This window comes from Mycobacterium venezuelense, assembly GCF_054919535.1.
Map to the genome: position 1 here is coordinate 1 of NZ_JBONDW010000003.1, position 19,427 is coordinate 19,427.

The 19,427-nt window shown below is 66.4% G+C and carries 16 protein-coding genes; 8 read left to right on the forward strand and 8 right to left on the reverse strand.

What is annotated here, in order from left to right; translation table 11 throughout:
- Positions 1–48: 48 nt before the first annotated feature.
- Positions 49–888, reverse strand: a complete 840-nt coding sequence (locus ACRCUN_RS05130) for a type IV toxin-antitoxin system AbiEi family antitoxin (protein WP_462140597.1) — start codon at positions 886–888, stop codon at positions 49–51.
- 118 nt (positions 889–1,006) lie between these two features.
- Positions 1,007–2,536 (reverse strand): dolichyl-phosphate-mannose--protein mannosyltransferase, encoded by a 1,530-nt coding sequence (locus tag ACRCUN_RS05135; RefSeq protein ID WP_462140966.1) that lies wholly within the window; start codon positions 2,534–2,536, stop codon positions 1,007–1,009.
- A 45-nt stretch (positions 2,537–2,581) separates the two neighbouring features.
- On the opposite strand from ACRCUN_RS05135, the gene rsmI reads away from it, so the two are divergent.
- On the forward strand, positions 2,582–3,424 hold the full coding sequence (gene rsmI, locus ACRCUN_RS05140; RefSeq protein WP_462140598.1) for a 16S rRNA (cytidine(1402)-2'-O)-methyltransferase: 843 nt from the start codon (positions 2,582–2,584) through the stop codon (positions 3,422–3,424).
- Here rsmI and ACRCUN_RS05145 read toward each other — a convergent pair.
- Genes ACRCUN_RS05145 through ACRCUN_RS05160 form a run of 4 tightly spaced genes read right to left on the reverse strand, consistent with a single transcriptional unit; the run spans position 3,414 to position 7,118 of the window.
- Entirely contained in the window at positions 3,414–3,785 is a 372-nt protein-coding gene (locus ACRCUN_RS05145) for a DUF1330 domain-containing protein (RefSeq protein ID WP_462140599.1), read from the reverse strand. The two genes, rsmI and ACRCUN_RS05145, sit on opposite strands and share 11 nt — an antisense overlap.
- Positions 3,782–5,008 (reverse strand): aminodeoxychorismate synthase component I, encoded by a 1,227-nt coding sequence (locus ACRCUN_RS05150; RefSeq protein ID WP_462140600.1) that lies wholly within the window; start codon positions 5,006–5,008, stop codon positions 3,782–3,784. The genes ACRCUN_RS05145 and ACRCUN_RS05150 overlap by 4 nt, the downstream gene beginning before the upstream one ends.
- Positions 5,009–5,028: 20 nt before the next feature.
- Positions 5,029–5,937: an RNA polymerase sigma factor SigJ gene (gene sigJ, locus ACRCUN_RS05155; RefSeq protein ID WP_462140601.1), complete on the reverse strand. Its 909-nt coding sequence runs from the start codon at positions 5,935–5,937 to the stop codon at positions 5,029–5,031.
- Positions 5,934–7,118: an NAD(P)/FAD-dependent oxidoreductase gene (locus ACRCUN_RS05160; RefSeq protein ID WP_462140602.1), complete on the reverse strand. Its 1,185-nt coding sequence runs from the start codon at positions 7,116–7,118 to the stop codon at positions 5,934–5,936. The genes sigJ and ACRCUN_RS05160 overlap by 4 nt, the downstream gene beginning before the upstream one ends.
- 154 nt (positions 7,119–7,272) lie before the next feature.
- On the opposite strand from ACRCUN_RS05160, the gene ACRCUN_RS05165 reads away from it, so the two are divergent.
- Both ACRCUN_RS05165 and ACRCUN_RS05170 read left to right on the forward strand, forming a co-directional pair.
- On the forward strand, positions 7,273–8,586 hold the full coding sequence (locus tag ACRCUN_RS05165) for an NtaA/DmoA family FMN-dependent monooxygenase (RefSeq protein WP_462140603.1): 1,314 nt from the start codon (positions 7,273–7,275) through the stop codon (positions 8,584–8,586).
- 128 nt (positions 8,587–8,714) lie between these two features.
- Positions 8,715–10,319, forward strand: coding sequence for an ABC transporter substrate-binding protein (locus tag ACRCUN_RS05170; protein WP_462140604.1), 1,605 nt, complete (start codon positions 8,715–8,717; stop codon positions 10,317–10,319).
- Between the two features lie 3 nt (positions 10,320–10,322).
- On the opposite strand, the gene ACRCUN_RS05175 is transcribed toward ACRCUN_RS05170, so the two are convergent.
- Both ACRCUN_RS05175 and ACRCUN_RS05180 read right to left on the reverse strand, forming a co-directional pair.
- Positions 10,323–10,823 carry a flavin reductase family protein gene (locus tag ACRCUN_RS05175; RefSeq protein ID WP_462140605.1) on the reverse strand — a complete coding sequence of 167 codons (501 nt, stop codon included), beginning with the start codon at positions 10,821–10,823 and terminating at the stop codon, positions 10,323–10,325.
- Complete coding sequence (locus ACRCUN_RS05180) at positions 10,820–11,305, reverse strand: NADPH-dependent FMN reductase (protein WP_462140606.1); 486 nt, start codon at positions 11,303–11,305, stop codon at positions 10,820–10,822. The genes ACRCUN_RS05175 and ACRCUN_RS05180 overlap by 4 nt, the downstream gene beginning before the upstream one ends.
- A gap of 180 nt (positions 11,306–11,485) precedes the next feature.
- Here ACRCUN_RS05180 and ACRCUN_RS05185 point away from each other — a divergent pair, with 180 nt between their 5' ends.
- From ACRCUN_RS05185 to ACRCUN_RS05205, 5 genes are all read left to right on the forward strand, one after another.
- A complete protein-coding gene (locus ACRCUN_RS05185) occupies positions 11,486–12,802 on the forward strand; it encodes an NtaA/DmoA family FMN-dependent monooxygenase (RefSeq protein WP_462140607.1) in 1,317 nt (438 codons plus the stop codon).
- A gap of 175 nt (positions 12,803–12,977) precedes the next feature.
- Positions 12,978–14,267, forward strand: a complete 1,290-nt coding sequence (locus ACRCUN_RS05190; protein WP_462140608.1) for an MFS transporter — start codon at positions 12,978–12,980, stop codon at positions 14,265–14,267.
- Positions 14,264–15,553 carry an MFS transporter gene (locus ACRCUN_RS05195; protein ID WP_462140609.1) on the forward strand — a complete coding sequence of 430 codons (1,290 nt, stop codon included), beginning with the start codon at positions 14,264–14,266 and terminating at the stop codon, positions 15,551–15,553. Before ACRCUN_RS05190 ends, ACRCUN_RS05195 begins: the two co-directional genes overlap by 4 nt.
- Positions 15,554–15,761: 208 nt before the next feature.
- The gene (locus ACRCUN_RS05200; protein WP_462140610.1) at positions 15,762–17,360 is read left to right on the forward strand and encodes an ABC transporter substrate-binding protein; all 1,599 of its coding nucleotides are present in this window, start codon (positions 15,762–15,764) and stop codon (positions 17,358–17,360) included.
- Between the two features lie 49 nt (positions 17,361–17,409).
- Positions 17,410–19,398, forward strand: a complete 1,989-nt coding sequence (locus tag ACRCUN_RS05205) for a dipeptide ABC transporter ATP-binding protein (protein ID WP_462140611.1) — start codon at positions 17,410–17,412, stop codon at positions 19,396–19,398.
- The last annotated feature ends 29 nt before the right edge of the window (positions 19,399–19,427 follow it).

Genomic DNA, 19,427 nt, shown 5'->3' on the forward strand with positions numbered 1-19,427 from the left:
TTGTGGTCGGTCGTCGAGATTGCGGTGATGGCTGTGGTTTTGGCGAATTCACAACCCTGAGCGCAATTTCAACGCTTCGCGCGCTCGGTGGAGGATATAGGCCTTGCTGTGCTCGGCTACCACGCGGATGTCGTCCCAGCCTTCGCGGTCGATCAACTCGGCTCGCCCGATATCGAACACGTATTGCCTGCGGTCCTCGCTGTGATGTTTGCCCTCATAGTCGAAACCGACCTTCGGCCCCTCGTAGCCCATGTCGATAAACGCCTCGTTGAACCCGTCGGTCACCTGGATCTGTGTAGCTGGTCGCGGTAGGCCGCCGTCCATCAGAACCAGGCGCAGCCAGGTCTCTTTCGGCGACTCGGCACCTCCGTCCATCAGGTCGAGAGCGATCTCGGATCGGCGCAAGCCGCGTGCCCGTGGGTAACGGTCGGCCAGTATCAGCGCATCGACCGCCTTGACGTGGGTGGCGCGGGCGAGCGCGTCCAAGTAGCGGACCGCGACGTCGCGGGTCAGATGCCGTCCCAGGTCAAACGCCGTGCGCTCCGGCGTCATCACCGGTAAGCCGTCGATTTCGATGACTTCGTCCGCGTCAATCCGCTCGTTCCGCACGACGATGCCCGGAGGTGGACGACCGTTACGCCAGATCAACTCGACCGGTGTGGCGGCAGAAGCCCACCGTGCACCGTGCAAAGCGGCCGCCGCCCGTCCGGCGATCACGGCGTTGCGGCCCGACCACAGCCATGCGCCAACGGTTCTACGGCGCAGCGACGGCGCTGCCTTATTCGGCACGTAGATGTCGGGAAAGATCGCCCGGTAATTCCACCGCAGGTCGCCACGCGTCAGAGCACCGGCTCTGAGCATTTCGCTGCCGATGAACACGTCTCGCATGGCGTGATGTTGCGCAGCGCGACCGACATTTCTCAGCGTCGACGTCGAGATTGCGCGTAGGGCTGTGGATAACTCGAAAGCACAACCCTGAGCGCAATTTCAACGCGCAGGCCGCGCACTACCGCCAGCTCGGCAACCAGATCTGCAGGTTCCATGTGGCCTGCGAGATCGGCAGACCCGTGAGGATCGGATACATCCAGGCGAAGTTCGTGATCACAAGCGCCACATAGAAACACACCGTCAAGAGTCCCAACGTTCGCCGCTCGGGGTTCTGATTGGGTTTGTACAGAATGTCGCCGAGGATCAGGGCGATCGCGAGCACGAGAAACGGCGCCATGACGGTCGCGTAGAAGAAGTACATCTGCCGGTCGATGTCGGCGAACCACGGCAGGAAGCCCGCCGAGTAGCCGACGAGCACCGCGCCGTAGCGCCAGTCGCGGCGAACCACGGCCCGCCACAACGCCCAGCCGATCACCGGCACCGCGATGAACCACATGGCAGGCGTGCCGACGAGCATCACGGCCTTCACACACGATTGCGCGCCGCAGCCGGGCACATCCTGGTTGTCGATCGCGTAGAGCACGGGCCGCAATGACATCGGCCACGTCCACGGCTTCGACTCCCACGGATGGTGGTTGCCGTCGGCGTTGGTGAGCCCGGAGTGGAATCGGTAGGCGGCATAGGTGTAGTGCCACAGCGACCGCACGGCGTCGGGCAGCGGCAGGATGCTGTTCTCGCCGATGGACTGACCGACCTCATGGCGGTCGACCCCGGTTTCGGACGCGAACCACGGCGCATACGACGCGAGATACACCCCGAACGGGATCAACCCGAGCGCATAAACCGCAGGGCCCACATCGCGCCGCAGCATGCCGCGCCAGGGTTGCGGTACGTGATACTGCCTGCGTGCGACGGCGTCGAACACGAGCGTCATCACCCCGAAGAACAGCACGAAGTACAGGCCGGACCACTTTGTCGCACAAGCCAACCCGAGCAGCACCCCGGCACCGAACCGCCACCACCGCACACCGAGGCGTGGGCCCAACGGCGTCTCGGCGATGCGGCCCTCCAGGAACGCCACGTGCATCCGTTCGCGGACCTGATCGCGGTCGACCATCAAGCACGCGAACGCCGCGACAACGAACATCGTCAGGAATGCATCGAGCAGTGCCGTGCGCGCCGAGACGAAACTGACGCCCTCGGCGATCAGCAGGAGGCCGGCGATGCCGCCGACGAGCGTCGAGCGGGTGATCCGTCGCGCGATGCGCACGACGAGCATCACGAGGATGACACCGCACACCGCGCCGGAGAACCGCCAGCCGAGCCCGTTGTAGCCGAACAGCCACTCGCCGATGGCGATGAGCTGCTTGCCCACCGGCGGGTGCACCACGAGCCCGTAACCCGGGTTGTCCTCGACGCCGTGATTGTGCAGCACCTGCCAGGCCTGGGGCGCGTAGTGCTTCTCGTCGAAGATCGGCGTGCCTGCGTCGGTCGGCGAGCCCAGGTTGAGGAACCTGCTCACCGCGGCGAGAGCGGTGATGACGGCCGTCATCGCCCAGCCCTGCAATCGGTCGACCGGACCGAAATCGGGTGCCGGGATCACCGGCGCCGGGCTGATCAACGGGACCGAGCGACCAGCCGTCGGCATATCGGTGGCGGGGGCGGTCACGCAAGCGATCGTAGGCTGTCGGTCGTGACACCCGGCAAACTGTTGATCGGCGCCACGCCGTTGGGGCAGCCTTCGGACGCCTCGGCGCGGCTGGTCACGGCGCTGAAGAGCGCCGACATCATCGCTGCCGAGGACACCAGGAGGGTCCGGTCACTCGCGCAGGCGCTCGAGGTCACCCCGCGCGGCCGGGTGCTGAGTTTCTTCGACCAGAACGAGGCCAGTCGCGTTCCGGGCCTGGTCGAGGAGATCTCGTCCGGTGCGACGGTGCTCGTGGTCAGCGACGCCGGTATGCCGTTGATCAACGATCCCGGTTACCGGCTGGTGGCGGCCTGCGTCGAGGCGGGCCTGCCGGTCAGCTGCCTGCCTGGCCCGTCGGCGGTGACGACGGCGCTCGCGGTGTCGGGCCTCGCGTCGGACCGGTTCTGCTTCGAAGGTTTCGCGCCGCGCAAGCACGCGGCCCGTATGACGTGGTTGCAGACGCTCGCGACCGAACGACGCACGTGCGTGTTCTTCGAATCTCCGCGCCGGCTGGCCGAGACGCTGCGCGACGCCGTCGACGCGCTCGGCCCGGCACGTAGAGCGGTGGTCTGCCGCGAGCTGACCAAGATCCATGAGGAGATCGTCCGGGGAACGCTCGAAGAACTGGCCGAATGGGCTGCTGACGGAGTGCTGGGCGAGATCACCGTGGTGCTCGACGGCGCGACCCCGACGGCTGATCTGGACGCCTTGGTGGCCGAGGTCGAGGACCTGGTCGAGGCGGGCGCCCGCGTGAAGGACGCGTGTGCGCAGGTGGTTGCCGACAATCCCGGCGCACCGTCCCGGCGTGAGCTCTACGACGCCGTGCTGCGTGCGCGCTCTACGGGGTGACCGACCAGTTCGACGTCGCGATCAGCTCGCCGCGTTCCAGCGCCGCGGCCCGATGCTTGTGCACGGCCGCATACTCCTCGCTGGCCACCATCTCCAGAAAGGCCGCAGGCGTCGGATACTCGACCACGAGGATGACGTCCCACCAGGGCTTCGCGTCTTCGCCGAGGAGGACCGCAGGCGCCGACCCGCCGTAGCGGACCTTCGCGCCGGCACGCTCCAGCAGCGGGGCCACGCCTTCGCCGTACTTCATATAGCTGTCCAGCCCGTCGGGTTCCTTGAACTTCAGCAGGTTCACCATCACGATCGGCGCGTCGGACGGGAAGTCGTTCAGTGCGCGGGGAATATCGGCCGGTGTGGTCATAGCGGATTGATTACCACAGTGCGCGACTCCACGAGGCTCGACGCCTTGTGCAGACACTCGTCCCACTCGGCGTCGACATCGGAATCGGCAGTGATGCCGCCGCCGACGCCCAGCATCGCCGCGCCGGAGGCGTCGAATTCGACGGTGCGGATCGCGACGTTCAGCTCGCAACCCGCCACCGGTGAAGCCAAACCGACAGTGCCGCAATAGACCCCCCGCCGGGCCGGCTCCCACCCCCGCAACAGCTCGCGAGCGCGGCCCTTGGGGGTTCCGGTCACCGACGCAGGTGGGAACGCCGCGTCGAGTAACGCCGACATGGGCACCGCGGTGTCGACCTGCGCGGTGACGGTCGAGACCAGATGCCAGACCCCTGGCGCCGGGCGTATCGCCAGCAGTTCGGGCACGGTCACACTCCCGGTGTGCGAGACGCGGCCCAGGTCGTTGCGGACGAGGTCGACGATCATGATGTTCTCCGCCACGTCCTTGACCGAGGCGAGCAGGCCGGACGGATCGGCATGGCGCGGCAACGTCCCCTTGATCGGGCTCGACGTCACCGACGTGCCACGCCGGCTCAGGAACAGTTCCGGCGACAGCGAGGCCACCGCGCCCCAGTGCCCTGCGATGTACGCGGCACGGGCAGGCGCGGTCCGGGTCACCGCATCGGCGAAGAACTCCAGCGCGGACCCGTCGATCCGGCCGGTGAACCGCGTGCAGACGCAGGCCTGATACACCTCACCGGCGGCGATGGCGTCGAGGCACGCGAGCACACCGTGCCGGTGGCTTGCGCGGTCGGGCGCTACCCACTCGAGCGTGTACGGCACGGGCGGCACGGCAGGCAGAACGCGCAGCCAGTCGGGAAATGCTGTGCCGGTGAGGCTTTCGTACCACCAGTCGCCGTCGGCGTCTTGGCGCAGCACGCAGTCCGACCATCCGCCCGCCGCCTCGGGGATGCGCGGTGTCGACTCTCGAGCACCCGGATCGGGATAGGACAGGTAGCCGAACCAGCCGCCGCCGACGATGTCGTCGGCGCCGGGCGGTGCGTCGAACACGGTCGCCGGGGCGACCGGTAGGGCAGCCAGCGACGGGGCGATCACCGCGCGAGACCCGAACCAGTCACCGATCAGGGCGGCGGGCGGCGGCAGGTGAGCGGCAGCCGCCGCGGCCGCGACGCTGCGCAGCAAGGCGGGTGCCTCACCCAGGTCGCCGAGCCGCTCGATCCGCATGCCACCAGCGTGGCAGAACGCTAGCGGCTGATCGTCCGCGGGATGTCGACGCCGGTGAGCTTGTCCGGATTGCGCATCGCGTAGAAGTGGGTGATGCGGCCGTCGGTGATCTCGACGGTGATCACGCCTTCGAAGCTGTCACCGAGGTAGAGCTTGAGCGACGGGGCGTTGTTGAACATCGCGGGCTCGACGCGTGCGGACTCGCCGCCCATCCGCACCAGACCAATGACCAGCCGGGCCACGGCCACGGCGCCCGAAACCGGGCGGCGGGCGGCGCTGCGCTTGCCGGCGCTGTCCGCCGTCCACACGACGTCCGGTGCCAGCACCTCCAGCAATGTGTCCATGTCGCCGGTCGAGGCGGCCGCGAAGAACCGCGCGGTCACTTCCATCGACAGCTGCGGGTCGACCGGCTCGAATCGCTTGCGCCGCGACTGCACATGCTCGCGGGCGCGGTGCGCCATCTGTCGCACCGCGCTCGCGGATTTGCCTATGGCCGATGCGATTTCGTCGTGGCTGAAGCCGAACACCTCCCGCAGCACGAACACCGCACGCTCATCGGGTGTCAACGTCTCCAGCACCACGAGCATGGCCATCGACACCGATTCGGCGAGCACCGCGTCGGCAGCGCCGTCCCGGTGATCGAGCAGCAGCGGCTCGGGCAGCCACGGCCCGACATAGTCCTCGCGCCTGCGAGATTCGGCTCGCATAGCGTTGAGGGCCTGGCGGGTGACGAGCTTGGCCAGGTAGGCCTTGGTGTCGGTCACCGTCGCCAGGTCCACCTCGGCCCAGCGCAGGTAACTCTCCTGCAGCACATCGTCGGATTCCGTTGCAGTGCCCAGAATCTCGTAGGCGATGGTGAACAGCAACGGCCGCAGCAGCGTGAACCGTTCGGCGTGTTCGGTCGAGTTACCTGCGCTGGGTTGTGTCATCGGACGACGGTCTCCTTGCGTGCCTCGGCGATCTGGCGTTCCCGGTCGCCGCCCTTGAACCAGAAGTACGAGCCGGGTTTGCGGCCTTCCTTGCCCATGAAGGTCACCGTGGCCCGGCAGACCTGTTCTTTGACGAATGCCGCGGTGCGCCCGCCGAGGTAGATCCGTCGCGGCGTGTCGTCGGAATGCGAGATCTGCACAGTCCCGTAGGTGCGCCCGACGCTGATGCACTGCCCGCTGAACGCCTGGTTCAGCTCTGCGGGCTTCTCGCCGGCGACGCGGGCGAGGACTGTGTTGGCGGCCTGCACGCCCATGGGCCCGGCGGCCTGGCAGCTCATGCGCAGCGGCACGCCCGACGGCGACGCGGCGTCGCCGGCCGCGACGATGCGGGCGTCGTCGACGCTGGTGAGAGTCTCGTCGGTGAGCAGCCTGCCGAGCCCGTCGGTGGTCAGACCACTGGCCGCGGCGAGACCGGGTACACCGAATCCGGTGGTCCACACCGTCACCGCAGCGGGCAGCCGATTGCCGTCGGCCATCGTGACTGAATCCGGCCCGACGCCTGCGACCAGGATGTCGGGGCCGTCGACGATCGTGACGCCGAGTTTCGTGAGCGCCTTGACCACCGAGCGCCGTGCCTGCACGCCCAGAGAAGCCCCGACCACGTCGGTGACGAGGGTGACGTTGCGGCCCGCTTCGGCGAACTCGCCCGCCGCCTCGATTCCGGTGAGCCCGCCACCGACCACCACGATAGGCGCGGACATCGGCACATCCTGGAGCCGGGCGCGCAGGCGTTGGGCCTGCTCGAATTCGCTGAGCGGATAGGCGAATTCAGCAGCACCCGGTATCGATGCCGGAACCCCGCCGGTGCTGCCGACGGCGTAGATCAGGTAGTCGTAGTCCAGCACGTCCCCCGAGGTCAGCTGGACCTGACGGATCTCGGCGTCGATGCGCTCGGCGCCGTCGACGACCAGGCGGACCCGGTCACCCAGCAGGTTGGCGTAGTCCGCGGCGGCGTCGTAGTTGCCCGCCGCCATCTGGTGCAGGCGAATCCGCTCGACGAACTTCGGCCGCGGGTTCACCAGGGTGATGGCCAGGCCAGGATTGCTCTGCAGGTGGTTGGCGGCAAGGACCCCGGCGTATCCACCGCCGATCACGACGACGTGTGCTGTCTGGTCATTCACGAGTGTCTCCTTTCAAAGGCTTGTGCCCTCAAGACACCGCGCGCCGCCGAAATGTGACAGACCGTGACGAGCGCCACACTCGCGGTTGTCCAGCGTAATGCGTCCGGCACCGAGCACATCGCCGGCGGAAACATCAGCGATCCACATTGGTGCCATGTTTCACCTGGGGTGGTTTCTCGGCAGCGGGTTCTCCGTGCAGACGTGGGCGTTGGATCCGTGGGTGGGCACAACTGGCAAGGACTGGATGACGGGCGAGCTGTTCGTCGATCTTGCCGCGTCGCTCGAACGGGCGCGCTTCGACTATCTGCTCGTCGAAGACACCAGCATGATCGAGGACGCATACGGCCGTTCCATGGAAACCACGCTCAAGTACGGTCTGCTGGCGCCGAAGTGCGATCCCGTACCGCTGGTCCCGCTGTTGACGCAGCGCACGAAACACATCGGAATCGCCGTCACGCTGTCGACAAGCTTCTATCACCCCTTCATGGCGGCGCGGACGATGACGACGCTCGACCATCTGACCGAGGGGCGCGTCGGGCTCAATGTCGTGACCGGAAGCTCGACGCGGGCGGCGCAACAGTACGGATACGACGAGTTGATGCTGCACGGCGAACGCTACGAGATGGCCAAGGAGTGGATGGAAGCCGTTGGGGCGCTGTGGGACTCATGGGAGGACGGTGCGGTCCTGGTGGATCAGGAGACCCCGCGCTATGCCGACCACCGCAAGGTGCACCCCGTCGACTTCGAGGGCAAGTACTTCCGTACCCGGGGGCCGCTGAACACCATTCCAGGCCCGCAGCGCCGACCCGTCATCGTGCAGGCCGGTGCCTCATCGGCCGGGCGTGACCTCGCGGCGAAGTATGCGGAGTCGATGCTTGCGCACGGCACCAGCATCGAGGGAATGAAGGCGTTCCGGCAGGACATGCACCGCCGGATGAAGGATTACGGGCGCGATCCCAGCACGCTGAAGATCCTCTTCCTGATCGATCCGATCCTCGGGGACACCGACCGCGTCGCGCAGGCGCGCGAAGAGGCTGCGACGGCCGCCCGCTGGAGCGATCACGCGATCGAGCGACGGCTGTGGGGTCTGAGCTACACCTCGGGCGGGGAATTCGACTTCTCCGCTTTCGATCTCGACAAGGAGGTGCCCGACGTATGGGGCAACGGCGAGACCAGCACGTTGCGCACCTTCATCGAAGGCGCCCGTGGCAAGACGCTTCGCGAGGCCATCGCCACCGTCGACACTCATGCCGGGCTGGCATTCGTCGGCTCACCCGACACCGTCGCGGCGAAGATGGGTGAGGCGATGGAGGAGGTCGGCGGCGACGGCTTCCTGCTGTCGCCGACCGTCACCCGGCGCAATATCGCCGAGATCGCCGATGGACTCGCCCCCGCGCTCCGTAGACGCGGCCTCATCCGCGACGGCTACAGCCACAGCACCTTCCGGGAGAACCTTCTGGAGTTCTAGCGGCCGCCGGAATCGGCGTAATACGAGGGGTACCGACGCGAAGCGGTGGTGTCACGCGATGCCGGTGTACTTCTGCGACAGCACGCCGCCGTGCAGTCACGTCAACAGTCACTTTCAAGGAGGATTTCGTGGTCGATTCGGCAGACGTACCGGTGGCATGGGACCGTCGCACCTTCCTGAAGGCAAGCGGCATCACCGTCGGAGGGATCGGCCTCGCGTCGTTCCTCGCCGCGTGCGGTGGCGGCGGCGGTTCCAGCAGCGGCACGCTCACCTTGCGAATGCCGTTCCTCGCCGACATGCAGGTTCCCGATCCCGACATCATGTACGAAGGCGAAGGTGCGCAGCTGATGGAATGCGCGTACGAGGGACTGGTGCGCTACGAGCCGGGCTCATCGAAATTCACCGGCAGCCTGGCGAAGTCGTGGACGGTCTCCGATGACCAGTTGACGTACACGTTCGCGTTGCAACCCGACGTGACTTTCCACGATGGAACGCCGGCCGACGCGGCGGCATGGGCCAAGAGCTTCGAGCGCAGGACGGCGGTCAATCAGGGTCCCTCTTACATGGTCGCTGGTGTCGCCGGGACCGATGCGCCGAACCCGACGACCTTCGTCGTCACCCTCAAAGAGCCCAACTCGGCGTTCCTCCACTACCTCGCTTGTCCGTGGCAGCCGTTCGCGGTGAGCCCGACGGCAGTCGAGCAGCATGCCGTCGGTGGCGACCTCGCGCAGGAGTGGCTGAAGACCAACGACGCAGGCACCGGGCCGTACACGATCAAGGAATTCGTGCCAGGAAGCCACTACACTCTCGCCGCGTATCCCGACTACTGGGGTGAGAAGGCGGCATTCGATGCCATCCGGATCGAGATCACGCCGAGCATCGCCACCCAGAAGCTGCAACTCGACTCGGGCGCGTTCGACATGGTCACCAAAGGCTTCGCAATTCCGGATGTCGTTGCCTACCAGGACAATCCAAAGTTCAAGGTGGTCAACGCGTACGGCGGGGTCGGCGAGGCCATCTGGTTGAACCCCAACTCGGGCATTTTCGCCGACAAGGCGCTTCGCAAGGCCGTGCTCACCGCACTGGACCGCGACGCGATCGTCGAGCCGGCGTGGGCCGGTCTCACCACGGTGCAGAAAGGCATGTGGCCGGACCAGACGTTCTCCCCGGAGCTCGCCCCGTTCCCGGCCGCGGTCGACCCCGGTCCGCTCAAGGCAATGGTTGCGGGGTTGCCGTCGAAGAAGATCGACCTCGCATGGAGCGCCGACGGCGGTGCGCCCCGCCAGCAGATGGCCGAGCTGATCCAGAGTCAGCTCGCTGCCCATGGACTCGACGTCACCGTGCGCACCCTGCCGGTGGCCGAACAGTTCGACCTCGCCAACCAGCCGCCTGAGCGGCGGCCCGACATGATGGTGACCTTCATCGGCGGTGACGCGCTGCACCTGGACACCACGTTCCGTATCTTGCTCCGGACCGGTGCCAAACCGTTGAACTTCTACCAGTATTCGAATCCGGAGCTCGACCAGCTGATGGACGAGGCGGTACGGCAGCCGACCACCCAACAGGCGGATGCCATCTATCAGCGGTGCAGTGAGATCATTCTCGACGAGGCGATCTGGATTCCGCTGTGCCTGCCGCCGAACTCGACGATTGCCCACGGCTACATGGACGGAATCGAGAGCAACTCGTTTTTTCCGCAGATCGTGTGGCCGCATTCGCTGCGACGCACGTGATCCTCAGGTCGCCGGCGCCAGTTCGTGGAAGTTGCTGCGGTGAAAAACCATTGGCAGTACGTCGGGATTCATGGCGAGCGCGACGATCCGCAGCACGACGATTTCGTGGTCGCCGGCCTCGACGATTTTGAACGGTGCGCACTCCAGCCAGAGCGTCGAGCCGTGCACGAACACCGCGCCGCTCTCGGTCGCCGTCCAGTCGACCCCGCTGAACCGGTCGCCGTTCTTCGCCGACAGAGCGCGAGCGATCGGCGCGTGGTCGCTGGCGAGCACGCTCAGCCCGACCCGCTGGAGCCCGGCCAGCTTCGGCCACGTCGTCGACGTGTTGGCGACGCAGACCGAAACCAGCGGCGGATCGAGCGAAACCGAGGTGAACGAACTCGCCGCCATGCCTTCGGCGACACCGTCGAGTAGACCGCAGAAAGCCGTTACGCCGCTCGGGAAACAGCCGAACGCCTGCCGAAGCAGGGCTGGATCGAAGCGGTCGTCGTTCGCGGCGATCATGACGACACCGCGGGGACGAACCGGCGGGCAACCTCGAGCCATTTGTCGAGATCGGCCGACGTCTCGTACTCGGAGTCGAGCAGATACAAGCTCGGCGCGGGGCAGCTCGCGCCGATCTCGACAAGCACGGGCCGCAGGGTCAGTTCGGGCGCCAGTGCGTGGGTGTACGCGCCGCCGAGCATGAGCGGAAACGTCGTGATCTGACCGAGCTCGCCTGCCCCGAACTGGTCCAGGAAGAGTTTCAGCAGCCCGGTGTAGGTGGCCTTGAAGGTGGGGGAGGCAACCACGAGCGAGTCGGCGGACTTCACGATGTCTTTCGCTTCGGCCACCTTCGGATCGCCCCAACCGAGCAGGCCGGCACCGAGGTCGACGACATCGATCACATGTTGGGGAGCATCGCCGGTGAGCTTCTCGGCAACCAACTCGGCTGCGGCGCGCGTTCGCGACATCGGCTTGGGATTTCCTACGACAACGACAGTCATGCCAGTAGTCAACCCGCGCCCAATTTCGCCGGCTCGGTCCGGGGGTAAACCTTTGATTGCGCCACAACGCGATTCGGGCGTGGCTTGTCCGGTGGCGTAATCGCAGTGCTATGAGGGCGAATTCGGCATGACACCGAACGGTCGTTCGATGAGTTCCACAGCGACATGAAGGAGACCGCGATGACGAAGAAACTCCACCTGGGTTGGTTCATGAATTTCATTCCGCCGGAATGGGACACTCAGTGGGCCTCACCGGATGTGGCGAAGTGGGCCAACGGCCGGTTCTACGTCGACATGGCCAAGAGCATGGAGCGGGCCTGCTTCGACTTCATCATGATCGAGGACACCGTGATGGTGGCCGACGCTTACGGCGGATCGATGGAGGGCGCGCTCAAGAACTCGGTCTTCGCGCCGAAGCACGATCCGGTGCCGTTGGCCGTGCAGATCGCTGCGAACACGTCGAAGCTGGGTGTGGTCGCGACGATGTCGACCTCGTTCTACCCGCCGTACCTGCTGGCTCGGCTGGCGTCGACGGTGGATTCCATCGCCGAGGGCCGGTTCGGTTGGAACATCGTGTCGTCGGCCGAGGACCGGGCCGCGCAGAACTTCGGGCTGGACGCGCTGCCCGAACACGACGAGCGGTACAACGTGGCCGACGAGTACTACGACCTCGTATGCGAGCTGTGGGATTCGTGGGACGCCGACGCGGTCGTGATGGATCGCGAGACCCACACGTACGCCGACTACCGCAAGGTCCGCACTGTTGACTTCGTTGGCAAGTACTTCAAGTCCCGCGGCCCACTGAACACGGTGCCGTCGCCACAGCACAAGCCGACCATCCTCCAGGCAGGCGCGTCTCCTCGGGGCCGGGCGTTCGCGTCGCGTGCCGCCGACGCGATCGTCGCGGTGGGTACGGGAGTCGAGGGCATGCGTGAGTACCGCAACGACATTCGGGCTCGCGCGGCCAAGGCAGGCCGCAATCCTGACGACATCAAGCTCATGTTCTGCGTGTCGCCGGTGGTCGCCGCGACCGAGGGCGAGGCGCGTGCGGAAATCGACCGCCTGACCGCCAAGAGCAGCTACATCGAAAAACAGCTTGTCTCCATCTCGTCGAACACCGAGATCGATTTCAAGCAGTTCGACTGGGACGAGCCGCTTCCGGAGGGTCTGACCACCAACGGTGAGCGCGGATCGCTCGAACACTTCATGCGTGGCGATGGCAGTCCTGGGTCGAAGACGTTGCGCCAGTTGGCGATCGATTGGGCAACCACCGGTGTCGAGTTCGTCGGCACGGCCGAACAGGTCGCCCGTCAGATGGGCGAGGCGATGGAGGAGATCGGCGGTGACGGGTTCCTCATCATGAAGCCGGGCTGGGACCTGAACCGCAACTACATCTCGTCGATCACCGACGGCCTGGTGCCGGAACTGCAGCGGCTGGGCCTCAGCCGCACCGAGTACACGAAGTCGACCCTGCGGGAAACGCTGCGCGAATTCTGAGCTCCGACGTTAACCCGCCATTGCGCCGATCGAATCTCCCTGTTGCCCAGGCCCTTCGGCGCAATGGTGTGGGAACCGTGGTGATCCGGCGTCGTCACGCCCGCTCATTACCGTGCGAATTCGGGTTGTCGGTCTCGATGGCCCGAGGCGAGGCCGAGGAGGGCGAAGGATGCCGGTGAGCGGGCGAAAAGCGACGGCGAACAAATCCGATCCGCTGTCGATCGCCGAGCGGGCCGCGTTGCAGCGGCGCACCCTGCGAGTCCTCGTCATGGGCCAGGTGGTCGGGGCCGCCGCCCTCGGCGCGGCGATCACCGTTGGGGGTTTCGTCGTTGAGGACATCGTCGGTGTCGGCACGCCATGGGTGGGAGTCTCGACCGCCGCTGTGACGGCCGGGTCGGGCGCGATGGCGCAATTTCTGTCGCGCGTGATGCGCCGCTACGGCCGTCGTGCCGGCATGCAGATGGGTTACGGCCTGGCGACCGCCGGTGGCCTGATCGCCTGCGTCGGTGTGCAAATCGCAATGCTTGCGGTGTTTTTGGCCGGCCTGTTGCTCTACGGTGCGGGGTCGGCGACCAACCTGCTGGCCCGCTATGCCGCCACCGATCTGGCCGAACCGGATGAGCGCGGGCGCGCGATGGGCCGCATCCTGTTCGCGGCGACTTTCGGTGCGGTGTTCGGTCCCACACTCGTCGTGCCGGCCGAGCATCTCGGCGTCGCGTTGTTCGGCCTCGACTTGTACGCCGGACCATGGCTTTTCAGCTCGTTCTTCTTCGCGTGCGCCGGTATCAACGTCGCCGTGCGGCTGCGGCCCGATCCGCTGCTGGTGTCGGCGGCCGAACACCGCACCGCCGCCGACGACCGGCCGGTACGGCTGCGGGAGTCGCTGCGCGTGATTGCCGCCTCCCCGATGGCGCGGCTGGCCCTGCTGGCGATGGTCACCGCGCAGGCGGTGATGGTCGGTGTCATGGCGATGGCGCCGATCGACATGAAGGCCCACAACCATGAGGCGATCAGCTCGTTCGTGGTCTCCGCGCACATCGCGGGCATGTTCGCGTTCAGCCCGCTCGTCGGCCGCTACGCCGACCGCCGTGGGCGGCTGGTCTCGGTGCGCACCGGCGCGCTGGTCCTGATCGCCGCATGCGGACTGACCGCGTTCGCATCCGAGAGTGTGCCGGTCATGTTCGCGGCGATGTTCGCCCTCGGGTTGGGCTGGACGCTCGCCCTCATAGGCGGGTCAAGCCTGCTGGTCGAGCACATCCCCTTCGAATACCGCGTGCCCGTACAGGGCACCGCGGACCTGATCACCGCCGTGTGCGGCGGCCTGGCCAGCGTGGTGTGCGGATTGATCATGAACTGGGCTGGATTCGCAGCGCTGACGGTCGGCTCCGCCGCGCTAACCCTGCCGGTTCTGGTGGGACTGCTGCGGCAGCGCCGCGCCGGGTCCGGCGCAGCGGCCGCCGCATGACCGCCGACGACGTGGTCGCGCTCGCGAGCGAGCAGGCGGCGGACCGGCCGGGGCTCCGGTGCCTGCTGCGAGTGTCGGGCTATCGCAACCTGTTTCTGAGCTCGCTGATCTGGCACACGACCCGGTGGGGCGCGCTGTTCACCACCAGCTACCTGCTCACTCAGATCGCCGACCAGCCGGTTCTCAACCAGGTGGTGGGGGCGCTGTTCTTCCTGCCGATGCTGCTCGGCGGGTTCTTCGCCGGCGTGATCAGCGACCGGGTCGAACGCAAGCGACTGATCCTGACCGTGCAGTTGGTCCTCATCCCGGTCGAGCTGTTGATGTTCGCCGCGGTGCAGTCGGGCCGGGTCGAGGTGTGGATGACGTTCCCGTTCATGTTCCTCGTCGGCATTGGCGGCCTGGTCAACATGACCGCGCAGCGCCCGCTGATCTACGAAACGGTGGGGCCGGGGCTGGCCAGTCGGGCGATGACGATCGAGGCGACCGCGCAGGCGGGTTCGGCGATGTTCGGTACCCTCGTCGGCGGCGTGCTGATCCACCAGCTCGGGATGGGCGCCGGGTTCGCCGGTATGGGCGCGATGCTGTGCATCTCGACGGTCCTGTTGGCTTTCGTGCCGCATCCTCGTCACGCCGCCGCGCCACCTGCGCCGGGTGCGGTCTCACTGCGAAGCCAGGTGCGGGCGAGCGCGGGGCTGGTGCGGCGAAGCAGGCGGTTTGTCGCCATGCTCGCGATCACGGTGGTGATGAACCTGTGCATGTTCGGCTATATGCCGCTGGTGCCGGTCGTGGCCGAGGGGTTCGCAGTCAGTGCGGTGGTCGCCGGGGCGCTCGCGGCCGCTCCCGGCTTCGGGCAGATCATCGCGGGTCTGATCCTCAGCACCCGTCCGCTGTACCGTCACGGCTTGGTGTTCGCCTGTGGCTCGGCCGTTGCCCTCACCGGATTGTTCGTTTTCGCAACCATTCCCGTGCTCATCGTCGCGTTCGTCGCGCTGTTCGTAGCGGGTGTCGGCCAGGCCGGGTTCGGGTCGATGCAGAGTCTCTTGGCCATCGAATCCGCGGGCGCGTCCGAGCGGGGCGTGGCCCTCGGTGTGCTCAGTACCGCCATCGGAGCGCTGCCCATCGGGATGTCGCTCATCGGCCTCGGCGCGGAGCTGCTCGGAACGCGGACGGCACTGCTGATTTCGTCGCTGCTCGGTCTTGCCGTGCTCACCGTGATCGTGCTGCGGGAACGCCGCGATCTGCTGGGCCCCAATCCGCACTCGACGGTGATGTCGGATCCGACGTGACCGCCGCCATCCAACCGTTACACAAGCAATGCGCCGGGCGTTGCGGCGCAATAGAAAGACCACGGCGGCGACCTCGGACCGTCACATGCCGCAGGTTTGATTCCAGTTCAACAAGCGCGGACCGGTGAAGTGGCCGTGCTCATCTGGCGCCGCGCCGCTGATCGCCGCCGCGCCGTACACCCGAGCCCCCGCAACCGGAGGAGACGCCGTGACTCGTGCTTCGTTCAATTTGGACCGTCGGACTTTCTTGAAGGCCAGTGGTGTGACGGTGGGTGGGTTCGGCTTGGCCCACCTTCTGTCCGCCTGCGGTGGTTCGGCCAGCGTGGATGGGCAGCGCAACCTGACGCTGCACATGCCGTTCCTGCAGGACATGCAGGTGCCCGATCCCGACATCATGTATGAGGGCGAGGGCGTTCAGGTGATGAATTCGTGTTACGAGGGTCTGGTCAATTACAAGTCGGGGACTTCGGAGATCATCTCTGGACTGGCCGAGTCGTGGACGGTTTCGGATGACCAGTTGACCTACACGTTCAAGTTGGTGCCCGACGTGTTGTTCCACGACGGCACTCCGGCGGATGCGGCGGCCTGGATCAAGAGTTTTGAGCGGCGGCTGGCGGTCAACGAAGGGCCGGCATACATGGTGGCCGGGATCGCAAAGTCGGAGGCGCCGGATCCGACGACGCTGGTGGTCACGCTCAAGGAACCCAACAATGCGTTCCTGCATTACGCGGCGTGTCCGTGGCAGATGTATGCGGTGAGCCCGACGGCGGTCGAAAAGAATGCGGCGGGTGGCGATTTGGCCAAAGAATGGCTCAAGACTCACGACGCGGGCACCGGGCCGTATGTGATGAAGGAGTTCATTCCCGGCAGCCACTACACCCTCGAGGCGTTTCCCGACTACTGGGGGGAGAAGCCCTATTTCCAGACGGTTCGTATCGGAATCGTGCCGGAGATCTCCACTCAGAAACTGCAATTGGACCAGGGTGCCTTCGACCTGGTCGCCAAAGGCTTCGCCATCCCCGACGTATTGACCTACGGGGAGAACGCCGATTTCGAGGTCATGACCACCAAGGGAGCGTCGATGATGTCGCTCTACATGAACCCCGATGCGGGTATCTTCGCCGACAAGGCGTTGCGGCAGGCGATGATGACCGCCCTGGACCGTACGTCGATCGTCGACACCGCGTTCCAGGGACTCACTGGTGTGCAGGCCAACTTCTGGCCGGAAAACATGTTTCCCGAAGGCATCGCGCCCTTCAACCCACCCCTCGACACCGGTCCGCTCCAGGCGCTTGGAGCCAAACTGCCGCCCACGACGCTTGACCTCGCCTGGGTGACCTCCAACGGTGCGCCGGCCCAACAGGTGGCCGAGTTGATCCAGACACAGCTTGCCCCGATGGGACTCGACATGACCGTCCGAGCCATGCCGAGCGCCGAGTGGTTCGACCTGTGCAACCAGCCACCCGAACGGCGCCCGGACCTGCTGGTCGCCACGATGGGCGGCGACGCGCTGCACCTGGACACCGCGATGCGGATCTTCCTGCGCACCGGGGCCAAGCCGCTCAATGCCTACCAGTACGGCAACCCCGAGGTCGACCGTCTCATGGACGAGGCGATCACCAAGCCGACGGCTGACGAGACGAATCAGATCTACCTCCAGATCACCGACATCCTCGAGGACGAAGCGCTGTGGGTGCCGCTGTGCCGCATGCCGCAGAACATGGTGACCCACGCCTATATCGACGGTGTCGAGCAGGACTCGTACATCCCTTACGTATTCACACCCAACAAGATCACCCGTGTGTGAGCGCGGGACATTCGAAACACGATGTGCCACTTAGGGAAGAGGTAGCGCCATGTCCACGGTGCACGATCTGGCCGCCGTTCCGTCCGATATGCCGACCAGCCCGCGAGCCCGGGTCGAGGACCTGACCGTCACCTTCGAACGCCGCGGAGTGCCGGTCAACGCGCTGCGCGGTGTCACGCTGGACATCAGACCTGGCGAAATCCTGGCCGTTGTGGGCGAATCCGGCTCCGGCAAGAGTGTGATGGGCCTTGCCTTGCTTGGTCTGTTGTCTGGCGACCCGATGCCGACGATCACCGGCCGCGCCGAAGTATGCGGCGTCGACATGGTCGCGGCATCCGACGCGGAGCGGCTCCGGCTCCGTAAAGCGCACCTCGGCGCCGTCTTTCAGGACCCCATGACGTCACTCAACCCGACCATGCGGGTGGGCCGCCAGGTCGTGGAGGCCGCGGGTTCGAAGGACGAGGCACTGCGCCTCCTCGACCTCGTCGGCATCCCGGACCCGGCCCGTCGCATGAAGGCGTACCCGCATGAACTGTCGGGTGGGCTGCGTCAGCGGGTGATGATCGCCATGGCGGTGGCAGGCAAGCCCGATCTGGTGATCGCCGACGAACCGACGACGGCACTCGATGTCACCGTGCAGGCTCAGGTCCTCGGCTTGATCCGAGACCTCTGTGACCAGCTCGGGACGTCGTTCATTCTCGTCACCCATGACATCGGCGTGGCATCACAGGTGTGCGACCGTATCGCCGTCATGTACGGCGGCAGGCTGGCGGAGGAGGGCCGGATGTCGGACGTGTTGCGCGCGCCGTCACACCCCTACACCGTCGGGCTGCTGAACGCGCGGCTGGACTTGGATCTGCCTATCGGCCGCCCGATTCCGTCGCTGCCGGGCGAGCCGCCCGATCCGCGTGCGCATCCGTCCGGCTGCGCCTTTGAACCCCGCTGTCCAGCCGCGGTCGACGCGTGTCGCACCACGCTGCCCGTTCCGGTCGCCGCCGCCACCCACGATGGCATAGTGGCCTGTCTTCTCCCCGACGCCACGGAGGTGGCGGCAAGTTTCGTCGACACGCCGTTGTTCTCGCCCATGGAGGAATTGCGGGACAGCGCGCCGGCAGCGCGGATCAACGGCGTGGACAAACAGTTTGATGTGCGGCGGGGGATGTTCGCCAAGGACAAGCTACACGCGCTGCGCAACGTGATCCTCGACGTCGCCCCAGGCGAGTCGATGGCTGTGGTCGGCGAATCGGGGTCGGGGAAGTCAACCCTGCTTCGGGTCGTTGCCGGTCTGATGAAGCCGGACAGCGGCACGGTCGAATGCGTTGGCGGCCAACCACAAATGGTGTTCCAGGACGCCGGTGCCTCGCTGACCCCGTGGCTGACCGTAGGCGAGATCGTGGGCGAGCGGTTGAGGGGTAAGGCCGGCAGGGCCGAGCGGCACGACAGGGTCGACCGGGCGCTGCGTCAGGTCGGGTTGCCGCCCGACGTGGCGGGCGTCAAGGCGGGCCTGCTGTCGGGCGGCCAGCGCCAGCGCGTCGCATTCGCGAGGGCGATCATCGTGCCGCCGAAACTGCTGCTGTGTGACGAGCCGACGTCGGCGCTGGACGCGTCGTTGGCCGCCTCCGTGCTGAATCTGCTGCAAGAACTGCGTCGGGAGCTCGGCATGGCGGTGATGTTCGTGACCCACGACCTGGCCGCCGCCCGGTTCATCTCCGACCGCACGGCGGTCATGTATCTCGGCCAGATCATCGAGGTCGGCCCGACCCTTGAGGTCATCAGCAATCCGAAGCACCCGTACACCAAGGCGCTGCTGGCCGCGATCCCGTCACCGGGCGCGGCGCCGGTCCGCCTACCCGGTGAGCCGGCCAGTCCGCTCGCCGTGCCGTCGGGATGCTCGTTTCATCCGCGCTGTCCGGAGCGGATCGACGGCTGCTCAACCGAGGAACCGATTCTGTCTTCGCTCGACGGCACCAGCCGACGATTCGCGGCATGTCTACTGACCGAAACGGATCGCGAGGACCCAGAGCGCGCCGCGTCCTAGCCCGGATTGCAGCCGGCGGAATGTGGGCG

Coding starts and splice junctions, on each gene's coding strand:
- ACRCUN_RS05130 (WP_462140597.1), bottom strand. CDS start 888: ATGCGAGACGTGTTCATCGGCAGCGAAATGCTCAGAGCCGGTGCTCTG.
- ACRCUN_RS05135 (WP_462140966.1), bottom strand. CDS start 2,536: ATGCCGACGGCTGGTCGCTCGGTCCCGTTGATCAGCCCGGCGCCGGTG.
- ACRCUN_RS05145 (WP_462140599.1), bottom strand. CDS start 3,785: ATGACCACACCGGCCGATATTCCCCGCGCACTGAACGACTTCCCGTCC.
- ACRCUN_RS05150 (WP_462140600.1), bottom strand. CDS start 5,008: ATGCGGATCGAGCGGCTCGGCGACCTGGGTGAGGCACCCGCCTTGCTG.
- sigJ (WP_462140601.1), bottom strand. CDS start 5,937: ATGACACAACCCAGCGCAGGTAACTCGACCGAACACGCCGAACGGTTC.
- ACRCUN_RS05165 (WP_462140603.1), top strand. CDS start 7,273: ATGTTTCACCTGGGGTGGTTTCTCGGCAGCGGGTTCTCCGTGCAGACG.
- ACRCUN_RS05175 (WP_462140605.1), bottom strand. CDS start 10,823: ATGATCGCCGCGAACGACGACCGCTTCGATCCAGCCCTGCTTCGGCAG.
- ACRCUN_RS05180 (WP_462140606.1), bottom strand. CDS start 11,305: ATGACTGTCGTTGTCGTAGGAAATCCCAAGCCGATGTCGCGAACGCGC.
- ACRCUN_RS05185 (WP_462140607.1), top strand. CDS start 11,486: ATGACGAAGAAACTCCACCTGGGTTGGTTCATGAATTTCATTCCGCCG.
- ACRCUN_RS05195 (WP_462140609.1), top strand. CDS start 14,264: ATGACCGCCGACGACGTGGTCGCGCTCGCGAGCGAGCAGGCGGCGGAC.
- ACRCUN_RS05205 (WP_462140611.1), top strand. CDS start 17,410: ATGTCCACGGTGCACGATCTGGCCGCCGTTCCGTCCGATATGCCGACC.